General features: G+C 58.5%; 18 protein-coding genes. 5 read left to right on the forward strand and 13 right to left on the reverse strand.

The features are described from left to right. The first annotated feature begins 20 nt into the window (after window positions 1-20). Window positions 21-899 (forward strand): tryptophan 2,3-dioxygenase, encoded by an 879-nt coding sequence (locus tag DK510_RS05490; RefSeq protein ID WP_109311263.1) that lies wholly within the window; start codon window positions 21-23, stop codon window positions 897-899. A 3-nt stretch (window positions 900-902) separates the two neighbouring features. Continuing rightward, the gene (locus DK510_RS05495) at window positions 903-1,730 is read left to right on the forward strand and encodes an alpha/beta hydrolase (protein WP_109311264.1); all 828 of its coding nucleotides are present in this window, start codon (window positions 903-905) and stop codon (window positions 1,728-1,730) included. 59 nt (window positions 1,731-1,789) lie between these two features. On the opposite strand, the gene infB is transcribed toward DK510_RS05495, so the two are convergent. The 8 genes from infB to pip all read right to left on the reverse strand — a co-directional run bounded on the left by infB (window position 1,790) and on the right by pip (window position 10,276). Continuing rightward, on the reverse strand, window positions 1,790-4,273 hold the full coding sequence (gene infB / locus DK510_RS05500; protein WP_058272980.1) for a translation initiation factor IF-2: 2,484 nt from the start codon (window positions 4,271-4,273) through the stop codon (window positions 1,790-1,792). Between the two features lie 8 nt (window positions 4,274-4,281). Further along, the gene (locus DK510_RS05505) at window positions 4,282-4,905 is read right to left on the reverse strand and encodes an RNA-binding protein (protein ID WP_058272981.1); all 624 of its coding nucleotides are present in this window, start codon (window positions 4,903-4,905) and stop codon (window positions 4,282-4,284) included. A 22-nt stretch (window positions 4,906-4,927) separates the two neighbouring features. Then, window positions 4,928-6,535, reverse strand: coding sequence for a transcription termination factor NusA (gene nusA, locus DK510_RS05510; protein ID WP_109311265.1), 1,608 nt, complete (start codon window positions 6,533-6,535; stop codon window positions 4,928-4,930). Continuing rightward, window positions 6,535-7,125 carry a ribosome maturation factor RimP gene (rimP, locus tag DK510_RS05515; RefSeq protein WP_058272983.1) on the reverse strand — a complete coding sequence of 197 codons (591 nt, stop codon included), beginning with the start codon at window positions 7,123-7,125 and terminating at the stop codon, window positions 6,535-6,537. The genes nusA and rimP overlap by 1 nt, the downstream gene beginning before the upstream one ends. 164 nt (window positions 7,126-7,289) lie before the next feature. Then, complete coding sequence (locus DK510_RS22740) at window positions 7,290-7,460, reverse strand: hypothetical protein (RefSeq protein ID WP_160116462.1); 171 nt, start codon at window positions 7,458-7,460, stop codon at window positions 7,290-7,292. Between the two features lie 9 nt (window positions 7,461-7,469). Continuing rightward, complete coding sequence (locus DK510_RS05520; protein WP_109311266.1) at window positions 7,470-8,387, reverse strand: hypothetical protein; 918 nt, start codon at window positions 8,385-8,387, stop codon at window positions 7,470-7,472. Window positions 8,388-8,480: 93 nt separating this feature from the next. Further along, on the reverse strand, window positions 8,481-9,302 hold the full coding sequence (locus DK510_RS05525) for an ABC transporter substrate-binding protein (RefSeq protein WP_109311267.1): 822 nt from the start codon (window positions 9,300-9,302) through the stop codon (window positions 8,481-8,483). Continuing rightward, window positions 9,299-10,276, reverse strand: coding sequence for a prolyl aminopeptidase (pip, locus tag DK510_RS05530; RefSeq protein WP_109311268.1), 978 nt, complete (start codon window positions 10,274-10,276; stop codon window positions 9,299-9,301). The genes DK510_RS05525 and pip overlap by 4 nt, the downstream gene beginning before the upstream one ends. 48 nt (window positions 10,277-10,324) lie before the next feature. On the opposite strand from pip, the gene ubiG reads away from it, so the two are divergent. After that, the gene (gene ubiG / locus DK510_RS05535) at window positions 10,325-11,071 is read left to right on the forward strand and encodes a bifunctional 2-polyprenyl-6-hydroxyphenol methylase/3-demethylubiquinol 3-O-methyltransferase UbiG (protein WP_109311269.1); all 747 of its coding nucleotides are present in this window, start codon (window positions 10,325-10,327) and stop codon (window positions 11,069-11,071) included. A gap of 37 nt (window positions 11,072-11,108) precedes the next feature. On the opposite strand, the gene DK510_RS05540 is transcribed toward ubiG, so the two are convergent. The 5 genes from DK510_RS05540 to DK510_RS05560 all read right to left on the reverse strand — a co-directional run bounded on the left by DK510_RS05540 (window position 11,109) and on the right by DK510_RS05560 (window position 14,145). Continuing rightward, on the reverse strand, window positions 11,109-11,774 hold the full coding sequence (locus DK510_RS05540; protein ID WP_160116463.1) for a hypothetical protein: 666 nt from the start codon (window positions 11,772-11,774) through the stop codon (window positions 11,109-11,111). A 62-nt stretch (window positions 11,775-11,836) separates the two neighbouring features. Beyond that, the gene (locus DK510_RS05545; protein ID WP_109311271.1) at window positions 11,837-12,277 is read right to left on the reverse strand and encodes a MarR family winged helix-turn-helix transcriptional regulator; all 441 of its coding nucleotides are present in this window, start codon (window positions 12,275-12,277) and stop codon (window positions 11,837-11,839) included. Window positions 12,278-12,291: 14 nt separating this feature from the next. Continuing rightward, the gene (locus DK510_RS05550) at window positions 12,292-13,122 is read right to left on the reverse strand and encodes a carbon-nitrogen hydrolase family protein (RefSeq protein ID WP_109311272.1); all 831 of its coding nucleotides are present in this window, start codon (window positions 13,120-13,122) and stop codon (window positions 12,292-12,294) included. Further along, the gene (grxC, locus tag DK510_RS05555) at window positions 13,122-13,379 is read right to left on the reverse strand and encodes a glutaredoxin 3 (protein ID WP_082636999.1); all 258 of its coding nucleotides are present in this window, start codon (window positions 13,377-13,379) and stop codon (window positions 13,122-13,124) included. The genes DK510_RS05550 and grxC overlap by 1 nt, the downstream gene beginning before the upstream one ends. A 37-nt stretch (window positions 13,380-13,416) precedes the next feature. Then, window positions 13,417-14,145 carry a ComF family protein gene (locus DK510_RS05560; protein ID WP_109311273.1) on the reverse strand — a complete coding sequence of 243 codons (729 nt, stop codon included), beginning with the start codon at window positions 14,143-14,145 and terminating at the stop codon, window positions 13,417-13,419. 16 nt (window positions 14,146-14,161) lie between these two features. On the opposite strand from DK510_RS05560, the gene DK510_RS05565 reads away from it, so the two are divergent. Together DK510_RS05565 and hemH are read left to right on the forward strand one after the other, a co-directional pair. After that, window positions 14,162-14,992: a methyltransferase domain-containing protein gene (locus tag DK510_RS05565; protein WP_109311274.1), complete on the forward strand. Its 831-nt coding sequence runs from the start codon at window positions 14,162-14,164 to the stop codon at window positions 14,990-14,992. A 57-nt stretch (window positions 14,993-15,049) separates the two neighbouring features. Next, the gene (gene hemH / locus DK510_RS05570) at window positions 15,050-16,099 is read left to right on the forward strand and encodes a ferrochelatase (RefSeq protein ID WP_109311275.1); all 1,050 of its coding nucleotides are present in this window, start codon (window positions 15,050-15,052) and stop codon (window positions 16,097-16,099) included. Window positions 16,100-16,102: the final 3 nt, after the last annotated feature.

Raw genomic sequence — 16,102 nt, forward strand, 5'->3', positions numbered from 1 at the left:
TCGGGCGTTTGGAGGAGCACATGGGCGACAAGGACCGGTATCTGGAACGCGGGATCGAGGACACTCTGGTCACCGATTTCGCGGAAACCCATCGCAAAAGTTATGGCGACTTCCTGCAGCTCAAGACCTTGCTGAACCTGCAAAAGACGTTTCAGGACCCTGCGCAACCGGATGAAATGCTGTTCATCATCATCCATCAGGTCAGCGAGCTATGGCTGAAACTGATGCACCACCAATTGGTCGAGGTGCGTCGGTTCTTGCAAAAGGATGAATTCGGGCCTGCGATGAAGAACCTCGACCGGGTCAAGGCGATTCAGCGCCAGCTGATCTCGGCTTGGGAGACGTTGCTGACCATGACGCCGGCCGACTACATGACCTTCCGCGAGGCATTGGGCAGTTCGTCGGGTTTCCAAAGCTACGGCTATCGTCAGATAGAATTTATTCTGGGCAACAAAGATGCCTCGACCCTGAAAGTGCACGAACATGACGCCGAGGTCATGAGCTTACTGAATGCCGCGCTGACAAAACCGTCGCTGTATGACGAGGTGCTGCACATGTTGTCCCGTCAAGGTTTCGATGTGCCCGATGATTTACTAAACCGGGACTATGCGCAGCCTTATTCAGGCGACAACCGCGTGGTGAAGATATGGGGGCAGGTGTTCCGCGACACGGACCGGTATTGGGACCTTTATACGCTAGCCGAAAAACTGATGGACGTCGAATCCCTGTTCCAGCGCTGGCGTTTTGACCATGTCACGGCTGTGGAACGTGTCATCGGCAACCAACCCGGCACGGGTGGATCCAGCGGCGTGTCCTTTCTGCGCAAGGCCCTGGATTTACGCTTCTTCCACGACCTCTACGATGTGCGCACCGAATTGATGTATGCGGGGCAGGAGTAGGCGATGCTGTATCGAGGGTTCCCTAAGGATGAGCTGGAGCGTGAGTACTCCCCCAGTTCGATGATCGGCGGCGATCTGACACCTTATCTAGACAGCTATACCGCACTCAGCGCGCAGCACCGGGCGAGGATGGACGTGAAGGAAAACGTCGCCTATGGCGATTCGCCGACGCAAGTGCTGGATTTCTTTCCCGCGAAAGGTGCAGGCGCGTCTCTGCACGTCTTTGTTCACGGCGGATATTGGCAAGCGCTCAGCCAGCGCGAATCAGCGATGATGGCCCCTGCGCTGATTGAGGCAGAGCAATCTTTTGCCACGTTGAATTACACGTTGGCCCCGGATGCGCGGCTGGATCAGATGGTCAACGAATGCCGGGATGCCCTGCTTTGGCTGGCAGAGAACGCGTTCGATTTGGGCTTTGATCCGTCGCGGATCACCCTATCGGGACACAGTGCCGGCGCGCATCTGGTGGCCATGGTCATGGCGACCTCGGCGGATGCGTTAGCCCGCGCGGGATTACGCGTGCGCGATGTAATCCTGATCAGCGGCGTTTATGATCTGGAACCGATCAGCCTGACTTCGGTGAACGACCCGCTGCAGCTGACCCCGGTCGAGGTGCACGATCTGTCCCCGATCCTGCACTTGCCACCCCCCGGTCCACGCTATCACGTGACAGTGGCAGAACGGGACACACCGGAATTCATCCGTCAAAGTCGCGATTATGCGGAAGCCCTGCGCAAAGGCGGGCATTCGGTCAGTTTCGATTTGCTAAAGGGCGTGCAGCACTTCGATATCATCATGCATCGAGGGACGTTTTTGCCCAACGGACAGTAGCACAAAGAAAAACAGCAGCCCGTCAGAGCCGCTGTTTTCTGTTTTACTGTACTACCGGATCAATCCAGCGTCCGGGTGACCTCTTCGCGTTCGAAGATTTCGATCACGTCGCCTGCACGGATATCGTCGTAGTTCTCGAACGCCATACCGCATTCCTGACCTGACTGAACCTCGGCCACTTCGTCCTTGAAGCGTTTCAGCGTCTTCAGTGTGCCTTCGTGGATCACCACGTTGTCGCGCAGCAGGCGGACGCCTGCGGAACGACGCGCCACGCCTTCGGTGACCAGACAGCCAGCAACCTTGCCGACACCGGTGACCTTGAAGACTTCGCGGATCTCGGCGTAACCGATGAACTTTTCGCGAATCTCGGCGCTCAGCAGGCCGGATGCGGCGGCTTTCACGTCGTCCACAAGGTCATAGATTACCGAGTAGTAGCGGATTTCCACGCCCTTCTGGTTCGCGGTGTTCCGCGCCGACGCATTGGCACGCACGTTGAAGCCCAGGATCGGCGCACCGGATGCTTCGGCCAGGCCGACATCGGTTTCGGTAATCGCACCTACGCCCGAGTGCAGCACGCGCACGCGCACCTCGTCGTTGCCGATCTTCTCCATCGCCTGAACGATGGCCTCAGCCGAGCCCTGAACGTCTGCTTTCATCAGAATTGGCAGTTCGTTGACGTTCTCGTCTTCCTTGGCCTTCTGCATCAGCTGCTCAAGGGTCGTTGCGGCGCCAGCGGCCGCACGTTTGTCCTTGGCGGCCTGTTCGCGGTATTCCGCGATCTCGCGGGCCTGTGCTTCGGTCTCAGTCACGTTCAGAACGTCGCCAGCCTCGGGCGTGCCGTTCAGACCCAGAACCTCGACAGGAACCGAGGGGCCAGCTTCCTTGACGCGTTCACCCTTGTCATTAATCAGCGCACGGACTTTACCGTATTGCTCACCCACGACGAAGATGTCGCCCTGACGCAGCGTGCCGTTCTGAACCAGAACAGTGGCAACCGGGCCGCGACCCACGTCCAGCTGCGCCTCGATCACGGCACCTTGGGCGGCGCGATTCGGGTTGGCTTTCAGCTCCAAAATCTCGGACTGCAGCGCGATGGCTTCCAGCAGCTCATCCAGACCCTGACCGGTGATGGCAGAGACTTCGACGTCCTGAACCTCACCCGACATTTTCTCGACGATGACTTCGTGCTGCAACAGGTCGGTGCGCACCTTGTCCGGGTTCGCGCCTGGCTTGTCGACCTTGTTGATCGCCACGATCATCGGCACTCCGGCCGCCTTCGCGTGGTTGATCGCTTCGACAGTCTGCGGCATCACCGCGTCATCGGCGGCAACAACCAGAACCACGATATCCGTGACCTGAGCACCGCGCGAGCGCATCGAGGTAAAGGCCGCGTGGCCCGGCGTATCCAGGAAGGACAGAGTGGTGCCGCTATCGGTTGTCACCTGATAGGCACCGATGTGCTGGGTGATGCCACCCGCTTCGCCTGCCACAACCCGCGCATCGCGGATCGCATCCAGAAGCGAGGTTTTGCCGTGGTCAACGTGACCCATGATGGTGATGACTGGCGGACGCGATTTCAGATCTTTGTCGTCGTCTTCGACCTCTTTGATGACGTCCTCGACATCCGAATCAGAGACACGGGTCACTTTGTGACCGAATTCTTCGATGATCAGCTCGGCGGTATCGGCATCAATGGTCTGGTTCTGCGTGACCATCATGCCCATATTCATCAGCGATTTGACAACGTCTGCCACACGCTCGGCCATACGGTTGGCCAGCTCTGACACCGTGATCGCTTCGGGCAGCTGTACGTCGCGGATCACCTTTTCGCGCTCGACCGTACCACCCATGGCTTTCTGACGCGCCCGCTCCTGCTTGCGCTTCATCGCCGCCATAGAGCGGTGACGATTACCTTCGCCGCCCGTGGCCTGACCCAATGTCAGCTTGCCGGACCGGCGGTTGTCATCACGGCCTTTGCCACGATTGCCGCGCTGTTCACGCTCGCGATCGTTTTTTCGCGGCGTTGCAGCCGGCGCAGGCTTGTTCGCCGGGCTGCGCGGAGCAGCCGCCTTGGGCTCTGCTGGTGCAGCCGGAGCAGCAGCGCGTTGGGCCGCTATTTCAGCCTCTTTGCGCTTGCGATCTTCTTCTTCGGCCTTGGCACGTGCACGTTCTTCGGCCTCACGCTGTTCGCGTTCCTTAGCCTCTTGCTCCGCACGACGACGGGCGCGTTCTTCTTCACGCGCTTTTTCAGCTGCCTCGCGGGCAGCGGCCTCTTCGACCTCGCGGGCCTTGGCGGCCTGCAGCGCCTTCATCCGGCGGGCCATCTCCGCATCGGAAATCCCGGCAGGGCGGCGCGACGGATCACCCGAGGGCGTTGCTCCGCCACCCGGCTTGCCGGCACCCGGCTTGGGAACAACCACGCGCTTGCGTTTGGTCTCCACCACGACATTTTTGGTACGTCCGTGGCTGAAACTTTGTTTCACATTTCCGGGGCGTGCCCCGCCACGAAGACCCAATGTCTTTTTGCCGTCATTATCGCTCATAAAGCTTCTTACCCTTCCGCGCGGCCCCTGCCGCCGTCATCCGTTTCGCGCAAGCCACGCAGGCGCTGCGCTTCCTCTACAACACGTTTGGCGAGTCCGCCAGAGGCGAGCGCCGCATGAATCACGGTTTGGCGCCCAAATGCCTGTCCCAGCTCGTCCGCCGTCAGCCAGCCGATGTATGTTCCGAAGTGCGGCGTGCTCAGTTTCGACTTGCCGCGCCCTGATCCATCAGAGGCTTGTATCAGTACCTGGGCCTCTTCCCGGTCCAGCCACGTCTTGACCTTTTCGTAACCGGCGATCGCATCACCGGATTTGCGCGCAAGGCTCACCAACTCGATCACACGGCGCGCAATCTGACGCTCAACTTCATCTGCGAGATCGTTAGGCACACTGACTTGCGCCTTGAAACCACGTGCAAACAGCTTTTTGCCCACGGCCTTGTCCAGCGCGCTGCGATCCGCCGCGACATAGACGCCACGTCCCGGCAGTTTTGCCGCGACATCCGGAAAGACCTGACCATCCGGCCCCGTCACAAAGCGGATCAACCCATATTTAGGTTGAACCTCGCCCGTGGCGATGCACTTGCGTTCAGGTCCTTCGGACCGATCCTTATGGACGCCACCGCGACCCATTTGCGCCACCCGAAGCCTGCGATCAGGCCTCGGCCTCCTCTTCGGTAACTTCTTCTTCGGCCTGCTCCAACTCAGCAGGATCGACCCAGCCCAGCATGATCCGAGCTGTCATGACTAGATCCTGCGCCTCTTCCAGCGTTACACCGAAAGGTTCCAGAACACCGTCATCTTTAATTCGCTGGCCGTCGACCGTGGTCCAACCACCGGCCAGTTCCCAGTCAGCGCAGGTGGCGAAGTCTTCCAGGTTCTTCACATCGTCCTTGGTCAGCGCTTCAACCATCTGGGGTGTCAGGCCTTCGAATTCAATAAGACTGTCTTCGGCACCCAGCGCGCGGGCGCTTTCCAAAGCTGCCTTGGCCTTTGCTTCCAGATATTCGCGCGCCCGTGTTTGCAGCTCTTGCGCAGTGCCTTCGTCAACGCCGTCGATCACCAGCAGTTCTTCGATCTCCACATAGGCTACCTCTTCGAGGTTGGTGAAGCCTTCGGACACCAGCAACTGGGCAAAGAATTCATCCAGATCCAGGCTGTCCATGAACAGCTGGGTGCGGGCTTCGAATTCTTTCTGACGACGCGCCGATTCTTCGGCCTCGGTCATGATATCGATATCCAGATTGGTCAGCTGGCTGGCCAGACGCACGTTCTGACCGCGGCGACCGATGGCCAGCGAAAGCTGCTCCTCTGGAACCACAACCTCGATTTTGCCGGCTTCTTCGTCCAGAACCACCTTGGAAACCTCAGCAGGCTGCAGCGCGTTCACCAGGAAGGTCGGTTGATCTTCGTTCCACGGGATGATGTCGATTTTTTCGCCCTGCAGCTCGTTCACAACGGCCTGCACGCGGCTGCCGCGCATACCAACGCAAGCACCAACGGGATCAATCGAACCGTCATAGGAAATCACGGCGATCTTGGCGCGCGAACCGGGGTCACGGGCCACGGCCTTGACCTCGATAATGCCGTCATAGATTTCCGGCACTTCCATCTTGAACAGCTCGGCCATGAATTCCGGCGCGGTGCGCGACAGGAAGATCTGGTGGCCACGAACTTCGCGCCGCACTTCCTTGATATAGGCACGCACTCGGTCATTCGGACGATAGCTTTCGCGACCGATCTTGTCATTGCGGCGTAGAACGGCCTCAGCACCGCCCAAATCGACGATGACATTGCCAAACTCTTCGCGCTTGACCGCACCGTTGATGATGGTGCCTGCACGATCCTTGAAATCTTCGTACTGACGATCGCGCTCAGCTTCGCGAACCTTCTGCAGGATCACCTGCTTTGCGGATTGCGCCGCGATACGGCCCATTTCAACTGGCGGCACTTCTTCAACGAAGACGTCACCAACCGAAGGCGTTTCCATATACTGCTTGGCCTGCTCGACGGTCATCTCGGCCTGATAGTTTTCCAGCTCTTCATCCTCGACCACGGTGCGTACGCGGGTGAATGTCGCTTTGCCGGTCTTGCGGTCGATGGAAACGCGGATGTCCATCTCAGCGCCGTAACGGCTCTTCGCGGCACGGGCGAGCGATTCCTCCATCGCTTCGACAACCAGACTGGGGTCGATCATCTTTTCGCGGGCCACGGCCTCGGCGGTCTGCAGCAGCTCCAGCTGGTTGGCTGAGGTGATTGCCATCAGTTCGTCTCCTCTTCGGACCCTTCGGTCTCAATCTCGTCGAAAGCGTTTTCGTTCAGGGCACCGGCGTCTTTGCGCTGGCGCAGCATTTCCTTGATCAGGTCGTCAGTCAGGACCAGCTTGGCGTCGCTCAGCCAGTCGAATTGCAGACCGATGGTGATCGTCTCGTCCCCCTCGGTGAGATTGATCAGGACCTCATCTCCCTCGATCCCGGCCAGCTCACCCTTAAAACGGCGGCGTCCGTCGATCAGTTCGGCGGTTTCGATCTTGGCCTCATACCCTTCGAACGCCTCAAAGTCCTTGAGACGGGTCAAGGGGCGGTCGATGCCGGGGCTGGACACTTCCAGCGCATAGGCGTCAAGGATCGGATCCTCAACATCCAACGTGGCGCTGACCGCGTTCGAAATCTCGGCGCAATCATCCACTTCGATACCGCCATCAGGCTTGTCAGCCATGATCTGCAGCGTGGTTTGTTTGCCGCTCATCAGGCGAATACGCACAAGTTCATACCCCAGATCCTCGATCACGGGGGTGATGATCTCGGCCAGTCGCCGGTCGATGGCTGCTTTGGCTATCAGGTCATTTGTCATCTGGTACTCTACCCTGTCAGTCGGGCACAAAAAAACGGGCGCGCGGCCCGTCGATCTTTTCCGGTGGAGCCCCGGACCGAAGCCCGACACGCCGCTGTTAACGGCCATATAGCCAAGCGACTGCAAGATTGCAAGCCCAAGCGCCAGGATGGGCAATCACAATATCAGTCTGACAGAATCCACTCGCCATTTTCACATAGGTAAGGACCAACGCGGTCCCCGTCTTCGTAGACCTCGCCGTCAAACAGGCATTGACGTCCCTGGGCATGTGCCACGCCTGACGGGGCGACGGTCACAAGTGCAATAATGGCAGCGAGAACAGCAAGTTTATTCATGGAAAGCTCCTATTCCGCCGAAGATGCAAAAAGCGCAGGCTGCGTGTTGCGCGGGTAGATAATCACCGAAAGAGTGCCCCTGCCCTGAAACTGCTCGGCATTCGCCGTCCGCGGCGGGAAGAGTTGATCAAAGGCCACCCGGTTCAGCCCCAGCTTCATTTCTGAACCCGACAAAAACTCGAACGGTGTCCGCGCGGCGCAGGCATGAAAAACAGGATCTTGCCGCACCGTGAACTGACGCATGATATTGGATGACCCGCCGGTCGGTTTGATCAGGACGGTAATCCCCGGCTTCAAAAAACTGTCGGGGCAGGTGTACACCATCGGTTTTTCGTTCCCATTTGCGTCATGCAACAACACGCCCTCGGCCGTTACCTCGTGCTTGAAGGGGCTGAACACGGTCTCTTGCTGAATGAAGTTCGTGTAAAGCGTCGCAAATAGCTGGCTGTCACCACGCGGTTCGGACTTTATACCCTCGTACAGATCAGCGATCGCCTGCCACATCCGTGAATCCGCCCCACGCAATGTTCCGGGCAGCGAAAACGGACCTTCCAGATCATACAGCACGTCGCGCAGCCCGGCCGACAGGGGATCCTCCTTTTCCAGCCCTCTAATTTCGTGAACCAGATCCGAATCGTTCAACGCATAGTAACCATGCGACTTCAGCGTGCGGGTCAGAGCCCGCATATCGGACAGTTTCCGCGCTGTCGTCTCTGCACTATCTTCGGGGTTCGCCTCTACGGCCTCAAAACCCTTGTCCAGCAACTGGGTCAGCGACTGCCCTTCGCGGGCATCCAGCTCTATCGTCCCGTTTTTGCTGACTTTTACGGTAACGTCTTTACCTGATTTCAGGGCAAACACCGCAACAACCGCCAATGCTACGGACAAAATGGAAATTGATATATTCTTTAAGCTTTCAACCCTCATGGGAATTCTCCCATTTTCGAAACAATTAAGCTAATACAGCGCGTACAATAGCAAAATTTTGCACAAAGTAGAAGTCAGGCGAATTTTCGGCGTTTAAATCAACCACCAACGCTCGGCAACGCGGCCATCATCCAGGGGGCGATCCGTTCCGATCTGACGGGGCATGCCGACATGCCCTGCTACAGCCAGCGCCATATCGGATTCGCTTGGAAAAAAGCGCAATCCGCGGTGCGGGCTGAACCCTTCGCCCTGCGGCAGTGCCGCGATATCCACAAAGCCGTCTCGCAGCGCCTCGGTACGCACGCGAGCGTCGGGAATCACGATAACTTCCAGGGTTTCGGCCCAGCCAGCCAATCCATCCTTGTAGTGGCCCGCCACACGGCGCCCAAGGAAATGACGATCATCCTCCGCCCGTTCAACTCGGTAGCATCCGGTGCCGTTCGCCGCCTGCAAGGGCGTGACACCTTGCCCGTTGCGCGTAATAACGAACCTGCTGTCGGCCAAAAGGAAGGGTAGACCCGGGTTGGCCTGAGCCAACTCCAGACGCACGCGATTATCTGACAAGGCGTCGACCTGCCCGACATCGCCCAGAACCGCCATCACATCCCTTACATCAAGGACCGCGCCATCGTGAAAACGAGCGTTCTCGCGCAGATCAAAGCTCCAGATGCGGGCTTGGGAATCAGTTTGCCAACCGGTCGCAAGATCTCCGCGTAGGGTGCCGTCGGGTGCAATCTCGGTCAGGGTGTCGAACACGGCCCCACGGGCAACCTGCTCCAAACTGTCATCGCGGGGCACGGCAAGGCGCAGCGTACCACCCACTTTGGGCGTATCGGCTAAAGACGCACCGGTCGCCGCGAGCAGAGCGGCAGCAGCACCGGAAGCAAACAGAGCACGACGGTCGATGCGGGTCATAATGCGCCCTCCGCCACGCGGTCCATGATGCGAACCAATTCCGCGCTAATTCCGGGTTCGGACAGCGCATGCCCGGCCTGGCGCACCATCTTCAGCTCGGCATTGGGCCACAGCTGGGCAAGGTTCCACGCGGCCTGAGGCGGACAGATCATGTCATACCGACCCTGCACGATATGGCCGGGGATATGTGCGATTCTGTCCATCTGGTCCAGAATCTGCCCGTCCTGTTCAAGGAACGCGCGGTTGATGAAATAGTGATTCTCAAGCCGTGCAAAGGCCCGCGCGTATTCCCCCGGGCTTTCCCCGGTTGCGCCATGCGAATGGATCGAAGCCAGCGCGTTTTCCCAACTGGACCAGGCGCGCGCATACAGGATCTCGGTCGCGCGATCCCCCGAGAACAGGCGCTTGTTAAATGCGCCTATGGTGTCACTCAGCTCATTGTCGGATAGCAGAGCGGTGAACTTCGCCCATTGCTCGGGCCAGAACTTGCCCGCGCCGCCGCCGTAAAACCAATCCAACTCGACCTGCGTCGCAAGGAACACACCGCGCAGCACCAGGCGATTGACCCGATCCGGGTGGGACTGCGCATAGACCAGCGCAAGCGTCGCCCCCCAGCTGCCGCCAAAGACAATCCAGTCGTCGATATCCAGCAAGGTTCGCAGACGTTCGATATCGTCCACCAGATGCCAAGTGGTGTTGTCAGTGACAGAGGCATGCGGGCGTGACCGTCCGCATCCGCGCTGATCGAACAGAATCACCCGGTAAACGTCCGGATCAAAATAGCGCCGCATCGCGGGGCTGCAGCCACCGCCCGGGCCTCCGTGCAGAATCACCACCGGAATGCCGTTAGGATTGCCGCATTGTTCCATATAGATACGGTGTCCGTCGCCCACATCGACCATACGCTGATCGAAAGGATCGATCGGCGGGTACAGATATTGAACTGCGCGCTTTTGGTCCGGGTACTTGTCCATTATGGCCCTATATAGTCCTTAAGCGTAAAAGAGCATACGGAGACAGGAATGCAAGCGCATCCGAACACGGTTGACCCTTCCGAGATCGCAAAATTCGAAGCGATGGCCGCAGAATGGTGGGACCCGCATGGAAAATTCAAACCACTGCACATGCTCAACCCCTGTCGGCTGGATTATATCACACAGCAGATCGCAGGCGAATTCGATCGCGATTTGAAGTCGCCAAAGCCGTTCGAGGGCCTGCGTTTGCTGGATATCGGCTGCGGCGGCGGGCTGCTGAGCGAACCGATGGCGCGTTTGGGGGCCGAGGTCGTGGGTGCGGATGCCGCAGAAGGTAACCTGCCTGTCGCGCGCATCCATGCCGAACAATCAGGGCTGGAGATCGACTACCGCCACACCACAGCCGAGGACATGGCCGCTGCAGGCGAACAGTTCGACGTGGTGCTGAACATGGAAGTGGTCGAGCATGTTGCCGACCCGTTGGGATTTCTGACAGCCTCGCAGCAATTGCTGAAACCGGGCGGCTTGCTGATCTGTTCGACGATCAACCGCAATCCAAAATCCTATGCCATGGCCATTTTCGGGGCCGAGGTCGTGATGCGCTGGCTGCCGCGCGGCACGCATGAATGGAACAAGTTTATCACCCCGGATGAGCTGTTCGACCTGCTGCGCCAGGCCGGGCTGGACCCGGTGGACCGCAAGGGTTTCGTGTTCAACCCAATCCTCTGGAGTTGGTCGATCTCGGACCGGGATCTGAGCGTGAATTACGTGACGGCGAGCGTTAAGCTGGGGTAAGTGCTGGGCTTTCTTAAGTTTACTCAGCGAACTTTGTTTATTCCTCCCGAATAAACTTGTTTCGCGTCAACTCTGCCGCAAGAAATTCGAAGTATTTATCATTGGAACCACGAGACAAGGCCGCTTTTCTCATTGCGGCTCCGTCTCTAAAGAAAGCACTATTCAACGCCGCTACAACACGCCCTTTAGTCAAAGGTTCTTCAGTCACCTGAATTGTAACTCTGCTAAGCGAAAAACCATCGTTAAAGGCTGCAGCGATATTGGCGGGATCAACAAGTTCAACCGTAGTGGGGTTCTTAACATCCTTGAAAGTTACCATTCGCGGCCAAAGACTCATTGGCAATTCTAAGGGCTCGGTCTGTTTTTTGATCCAGATAATGGAGCTTTTAAATGACTGCTCCTTTTTGTCTTGAGGTAGCGCCCGCACAATCATTCTGCCTGCATCTTCTTCTATCAAAGCAAACAAATATCGACCGCCGAGATCCGCGACCACTGCTTCTCCTATCAGGTCAGTATGATCATGATTCAGATCACCAGCCCATGCCATAGCACCGGTGAAATCCACACGGATCACGCTAGACGCGGTGATCGGGCCATCAGGCGTGTCAAAATACAGCACCATTTTTTGATGCCAGTCCGCTTTTTTGGCACAACCCGTCAACAGAACGGCCATGACTGAAAACAAAAGTGCGTAGGCTCTCAATCCAATTTCTTCCCGCCGCGGTTGATTTCCCGCTCGACTAAATCAATTAAGTGGAAGAAACCCTACTCCCCCTCCAACTGCAACCGCAAATCCCGAAGCACGGGCAGCGTGCTGCGGACCCGCTCCAGCCCCAACTCTCCGACCACGCGGTTGATCAGCGGTGCGATGGAGGAAATCGCCTGATCCCGTGCCCTGCGACCGGCAGGGCTGATCGCCACCATCTTGCGGCGGGCGTCGTCCCAGTCAGGGCGGATGTGGATGTATCCGGCCCATTCCAGCTTGGCCAACGTGTTGGTCATCGCGCCACGGGTGACGTGGAATGTATCGGCCAATTGTGCCGGGCTACGCTCGTTCCCGACAAAGACCAGATGGTTGAGCACCGAGAAATGCGAAATCTCCATACCCTTGGGCAGCACCCGGCTAAGCCGATTACGCAACAGCTGGTCTGCGGTCAGGATTTCGCTGAACAGCGTGACCGCAAGGGCATTGTGTTCGTCAGTCATGGTCCGGTTCTGGATCAGGGTCCGTCAAAGCGACGGACGTGAGTCAAAGAGGGCACGCGACGGCGCGCCTCAGACACAGAACTATCATGCAAATCGAAAATGTGAATGCCCGGATCGGTCCCTGCGTCGATGACAACCTCTCCCCACGGGGCAACGACCATGCTGTGGCCATAGGTATAGCGCGTCTTGCCGCGGGTTTTAGGGTGTTCGCCAGTTTGTGCGGGGGCCAGAACCCAACAGTTGGTCTCAATCGCCCGGGCGCGCAGCAACGATTCCCAATGGGCCGCGCCTGTGACCGGCGAAAACGCGGCCGGAACCGTCAGGATACGCGCACCTGCCTGCGCCAACGCCGCATAGAGCGCCGGAAACCGGACGTCATAGCAAACGGTCATGCCAACCTTGCCAAAATCGGTGTCGGCAATCACCGCCTTGTCGCCGGGGCGGTAATTTTTGGATTCGCGGAAGGTCTCGGTTTCGGTGACCTGCACGTCGAACATGTGTATCTTGTCGTACCGCGCCACGATCTGCCCCTGCGGGTCGATCATGAAGGACCGGTTGGCAAACCGACCGTCTGCATCATGGGTTTTGATCGCCAAAGACCCGATCAGCAGCCAGACACCCAGCGCAGCGGCCTTATCCCGCAGGCCGGCCAGCGATTGGTCATCTTCTTCGTGCTGCAAGACTTCGCGCTGCCGCGTGGTGCTGGTGGACACGCAATTCGTCACCTCGGGCGTCAGGATTAACCGCGCGCCTTGTTCCGCAGCCTCGGCCATCATGGCGCGCGCCCTGTCCAGATTTTCGGCCGGATCATCCGACGAAGTGATTTGCAGCAGCGCGGTCTTCATCAGGCCGCGAGCAGGCGATCCAGCTTGCCCTGACGCTCCAACTCATACAGTTCGTCACAGCCGCCCACGTGCTGCGCACCGATAAAGATCTGTGGCACGGTTCGTTTGCCACCGGCGCGCTGGATCATCTCGGGCTTGCGCTTGGGGTGCATCAGAACGTCCACTTCCTGGAACTCGACGCCCTTCTGCTTCAGCAGCCGCTTGGCCGCGTGACAAAAACCGCACAGCGGCGAGGTGTAAATTTCTACCGGTTTCATATTCCGTACCTTCGCGTTTCGCATAATCTTGGGCGAATTAGGCATCCTTGGCAACGCGCGCTAGGGTCAACACGGAAATATGATTTGCTCCGGATGCAAGGCAGACACGCGCGCAAGCCGCCAGTGTCGCGCCGGAGGTCATCACATCATCCACCAGCAGGATATTGCGCCCTTGCATTTGGTCTTGTCGCTTTGGATGGGCGATGATCGCGTGTTCAAGGACTTCCGCCCTCTCGGTGGCTGTTTTGCCGTCCAGAACCGACGTCTTTCGGTGACGAAGCAAAAGGTCCGGGCACACCTCAAGCCCTGCCTCTTTCCCAAGGTGCTGTGCCAGTAGGGCGGACTGGTTGTACCGGCGTTTCAACAACCGGGACCAGTGTAAAGGCACCGGCGCAAGCAGCATCCCCTCGCGGAACATCTCTTGCCCGGCCCGCGCCAGCCAGCGTGCGGCAGGGCGCGCCAGTTCGGGCCTGTCACCATGTTTCAAGGCCAGCACCAGCGACCGCGCTTTGCCACCGTACAAAAGGGCCGAACGCCCATCTTGCCAGGGGCGCGGCGCAGCCAAGCAATCGTCGCACTCAATCCGGTGACCGTCTGAAACCCCCGGTAACGGCACCCCGCAGCTTTCGCAAACAACTCCTCCGATAAAGGGCGTCTCGCGCCAGCAGGGCCCACACAGCCCGAAATCCGATTCGGTCAGGTCCCCGCATCCCAGACAGCGCGGCGGATAGATCAGCGCGACAGCGGTTTGAATCCGGTGCCACATGCGATACTTGCGCCCTATGCAACTGCCTGAGTCCAATAAACCCTCGTTGTTTGATCGCCAGGTCCTTACCCGGCACCGCGCCCGCGCGAAGGATGAGGCCCTGTTCCTGCATCGTGCCGCTGTGGACGAAGTGCAGGATCGGCTCTCCATGGTTAACAAAACCTTTACAGCCCCGGCGATCTTGACGCCATTTGCACATATCTGGCAGAACACGTTGCCCGAGGCGCAGATCGTTGCAGATGATGAGGTACTGGCCCTGACCCCCGGCGCGCATGATTTGGTCATCCACGCCATGGCGCTGCATTGGGCCAATGATCCTGTTGGGCAACTGATCCAATGTCGCCGTGCTCTGCGCCCCGACGGGTTGCTGTTGGTTGTGTGTCTGGGCGGTGAAACACTGCACGAGCTGCGCGCCGCACTGGGACAGGCCGAAATCGAAGTGACCGGAGGCCTCAGCCCCCGTATCGTCCCGATGGCCGAGCTGCGCGATCTTGGCGGGTTGCTGCAACGGGCGGGGTTTGCGCTGCCGGTCGCCGACACCGCGCGCCTGACTGCGGAATACCGCGACATACTGCACCTGATGCATGACCTGCGCGCCATGGGTGAGACCAACAGCCTGTCCGGGCGCATGAAACAACCCACCAAGCGACAGGTTTTTACGCGCGCACAGCAGGTCTATGCCGACAACTTCTCAACGCCCGGGGGGCGGTTGGCCGCCACCTATGAATTGATCTGCCTGACCGGCTGGTCTCCCGATGACAGCCAACAGAAACCATTGCGCCCCGGATCAGCCAAAGCCCGGCTTGCGGATGCGCTGAGCACAAAAGAAGGTAAACTGTCCAATTGACGACCGGGCTTTTCCGGTTATCTCAGACCAGTACAGAGAAATCTCAGGAAGCATCAGATGTTTGACGCCACTCGCCCCGATCATGCCGCCGCAGACCATCCAAAGGTCAAAATGGGCCGCGTCGGCATTCTGCTGGCCAATCTCGGTACGCCGGATGACTACAGCTATTGGCCGATGCGCCGGTATCTGAATGAGTTTTTGTCGGACCAGCGCGTAATCGACTATCCCAAGTGGAAGTGGCAGCCGATTCTGCAAGGCATCATCCTGTCCAAGCGCCCGTTCAGCTCGGGTGAGGCCTACAAGTCGATCTGGAACCATGACAAGGGCGAAAGCCCGCTGATGACGATCACCAAGGACCAGACAACCAAGTTGCGCGATGCGATGCAAGAACGGTACGGCGATCAGGTGATGGTCGATTTCTGCATGCGCTACGGCAATCCCTCAACCAAATCCAAAGTACGTGAAATGGTGGCCGCGGGCTGTGATCGAATTCTGTTCTTCCCGCTCTACCCGCAATATGCGGGCGCGACCACGGCAACGGCCAATGACCAGTTCTTCCGCGCGTTGATGGACGAAGCCTGGCAACCTGCGTCTCGTACCGTTCCAGCCTATTTCGACGAGCCTGTTTATATCGACGCTTTGGCCGGGTCAGTGGAAAAAGCCTATGCGGCGCTGGAGACCAAACCGGATGTCCTGGTCTGTTCCTATCACGGCATGCCAGAGCGCTATTTGCAGCAGGGCGACCCCTATCATTGCCAATGCGCGAAAACGAGCCGATTGCTGAAGGAACGGCTGGGCTGGTCGGACGATCAGCTGGTCTCAACCTTCCAATCGCGATTCGGTCCCGAGGAATGGCTGAAACCCTATACCGTGGATCACGTGGCTGATCTGGCGCGGCAGGGGAAGAAGAACATCGCGGTAATCGCACCGGCGTTTTCTGCCGATTGCATCGAGACGCTGGAAGAGATCAACGAAGAGATCAAGGAAAGCTTTGAAGAGGCCGGCGGTCAGACCTTTACCTATATCCCCTGCCTCAATGACGATGATTCGCACATTGGCGCACTGGGCAAGGTAATCGAAGACAATCTGAAGGGCTGGCTCGACTGACCG

Source organism: Ruegeria sp. AU67 (assembly GCF_900312795.1).
In the GTDB taxonomy this organism is placed as follows: Bacteria; Pseudomonadota; Alphaproteobacteria; order Rhodobacterales; family Rhodobacteraceae; genus Ruegeria; species Ruegeria atlantica.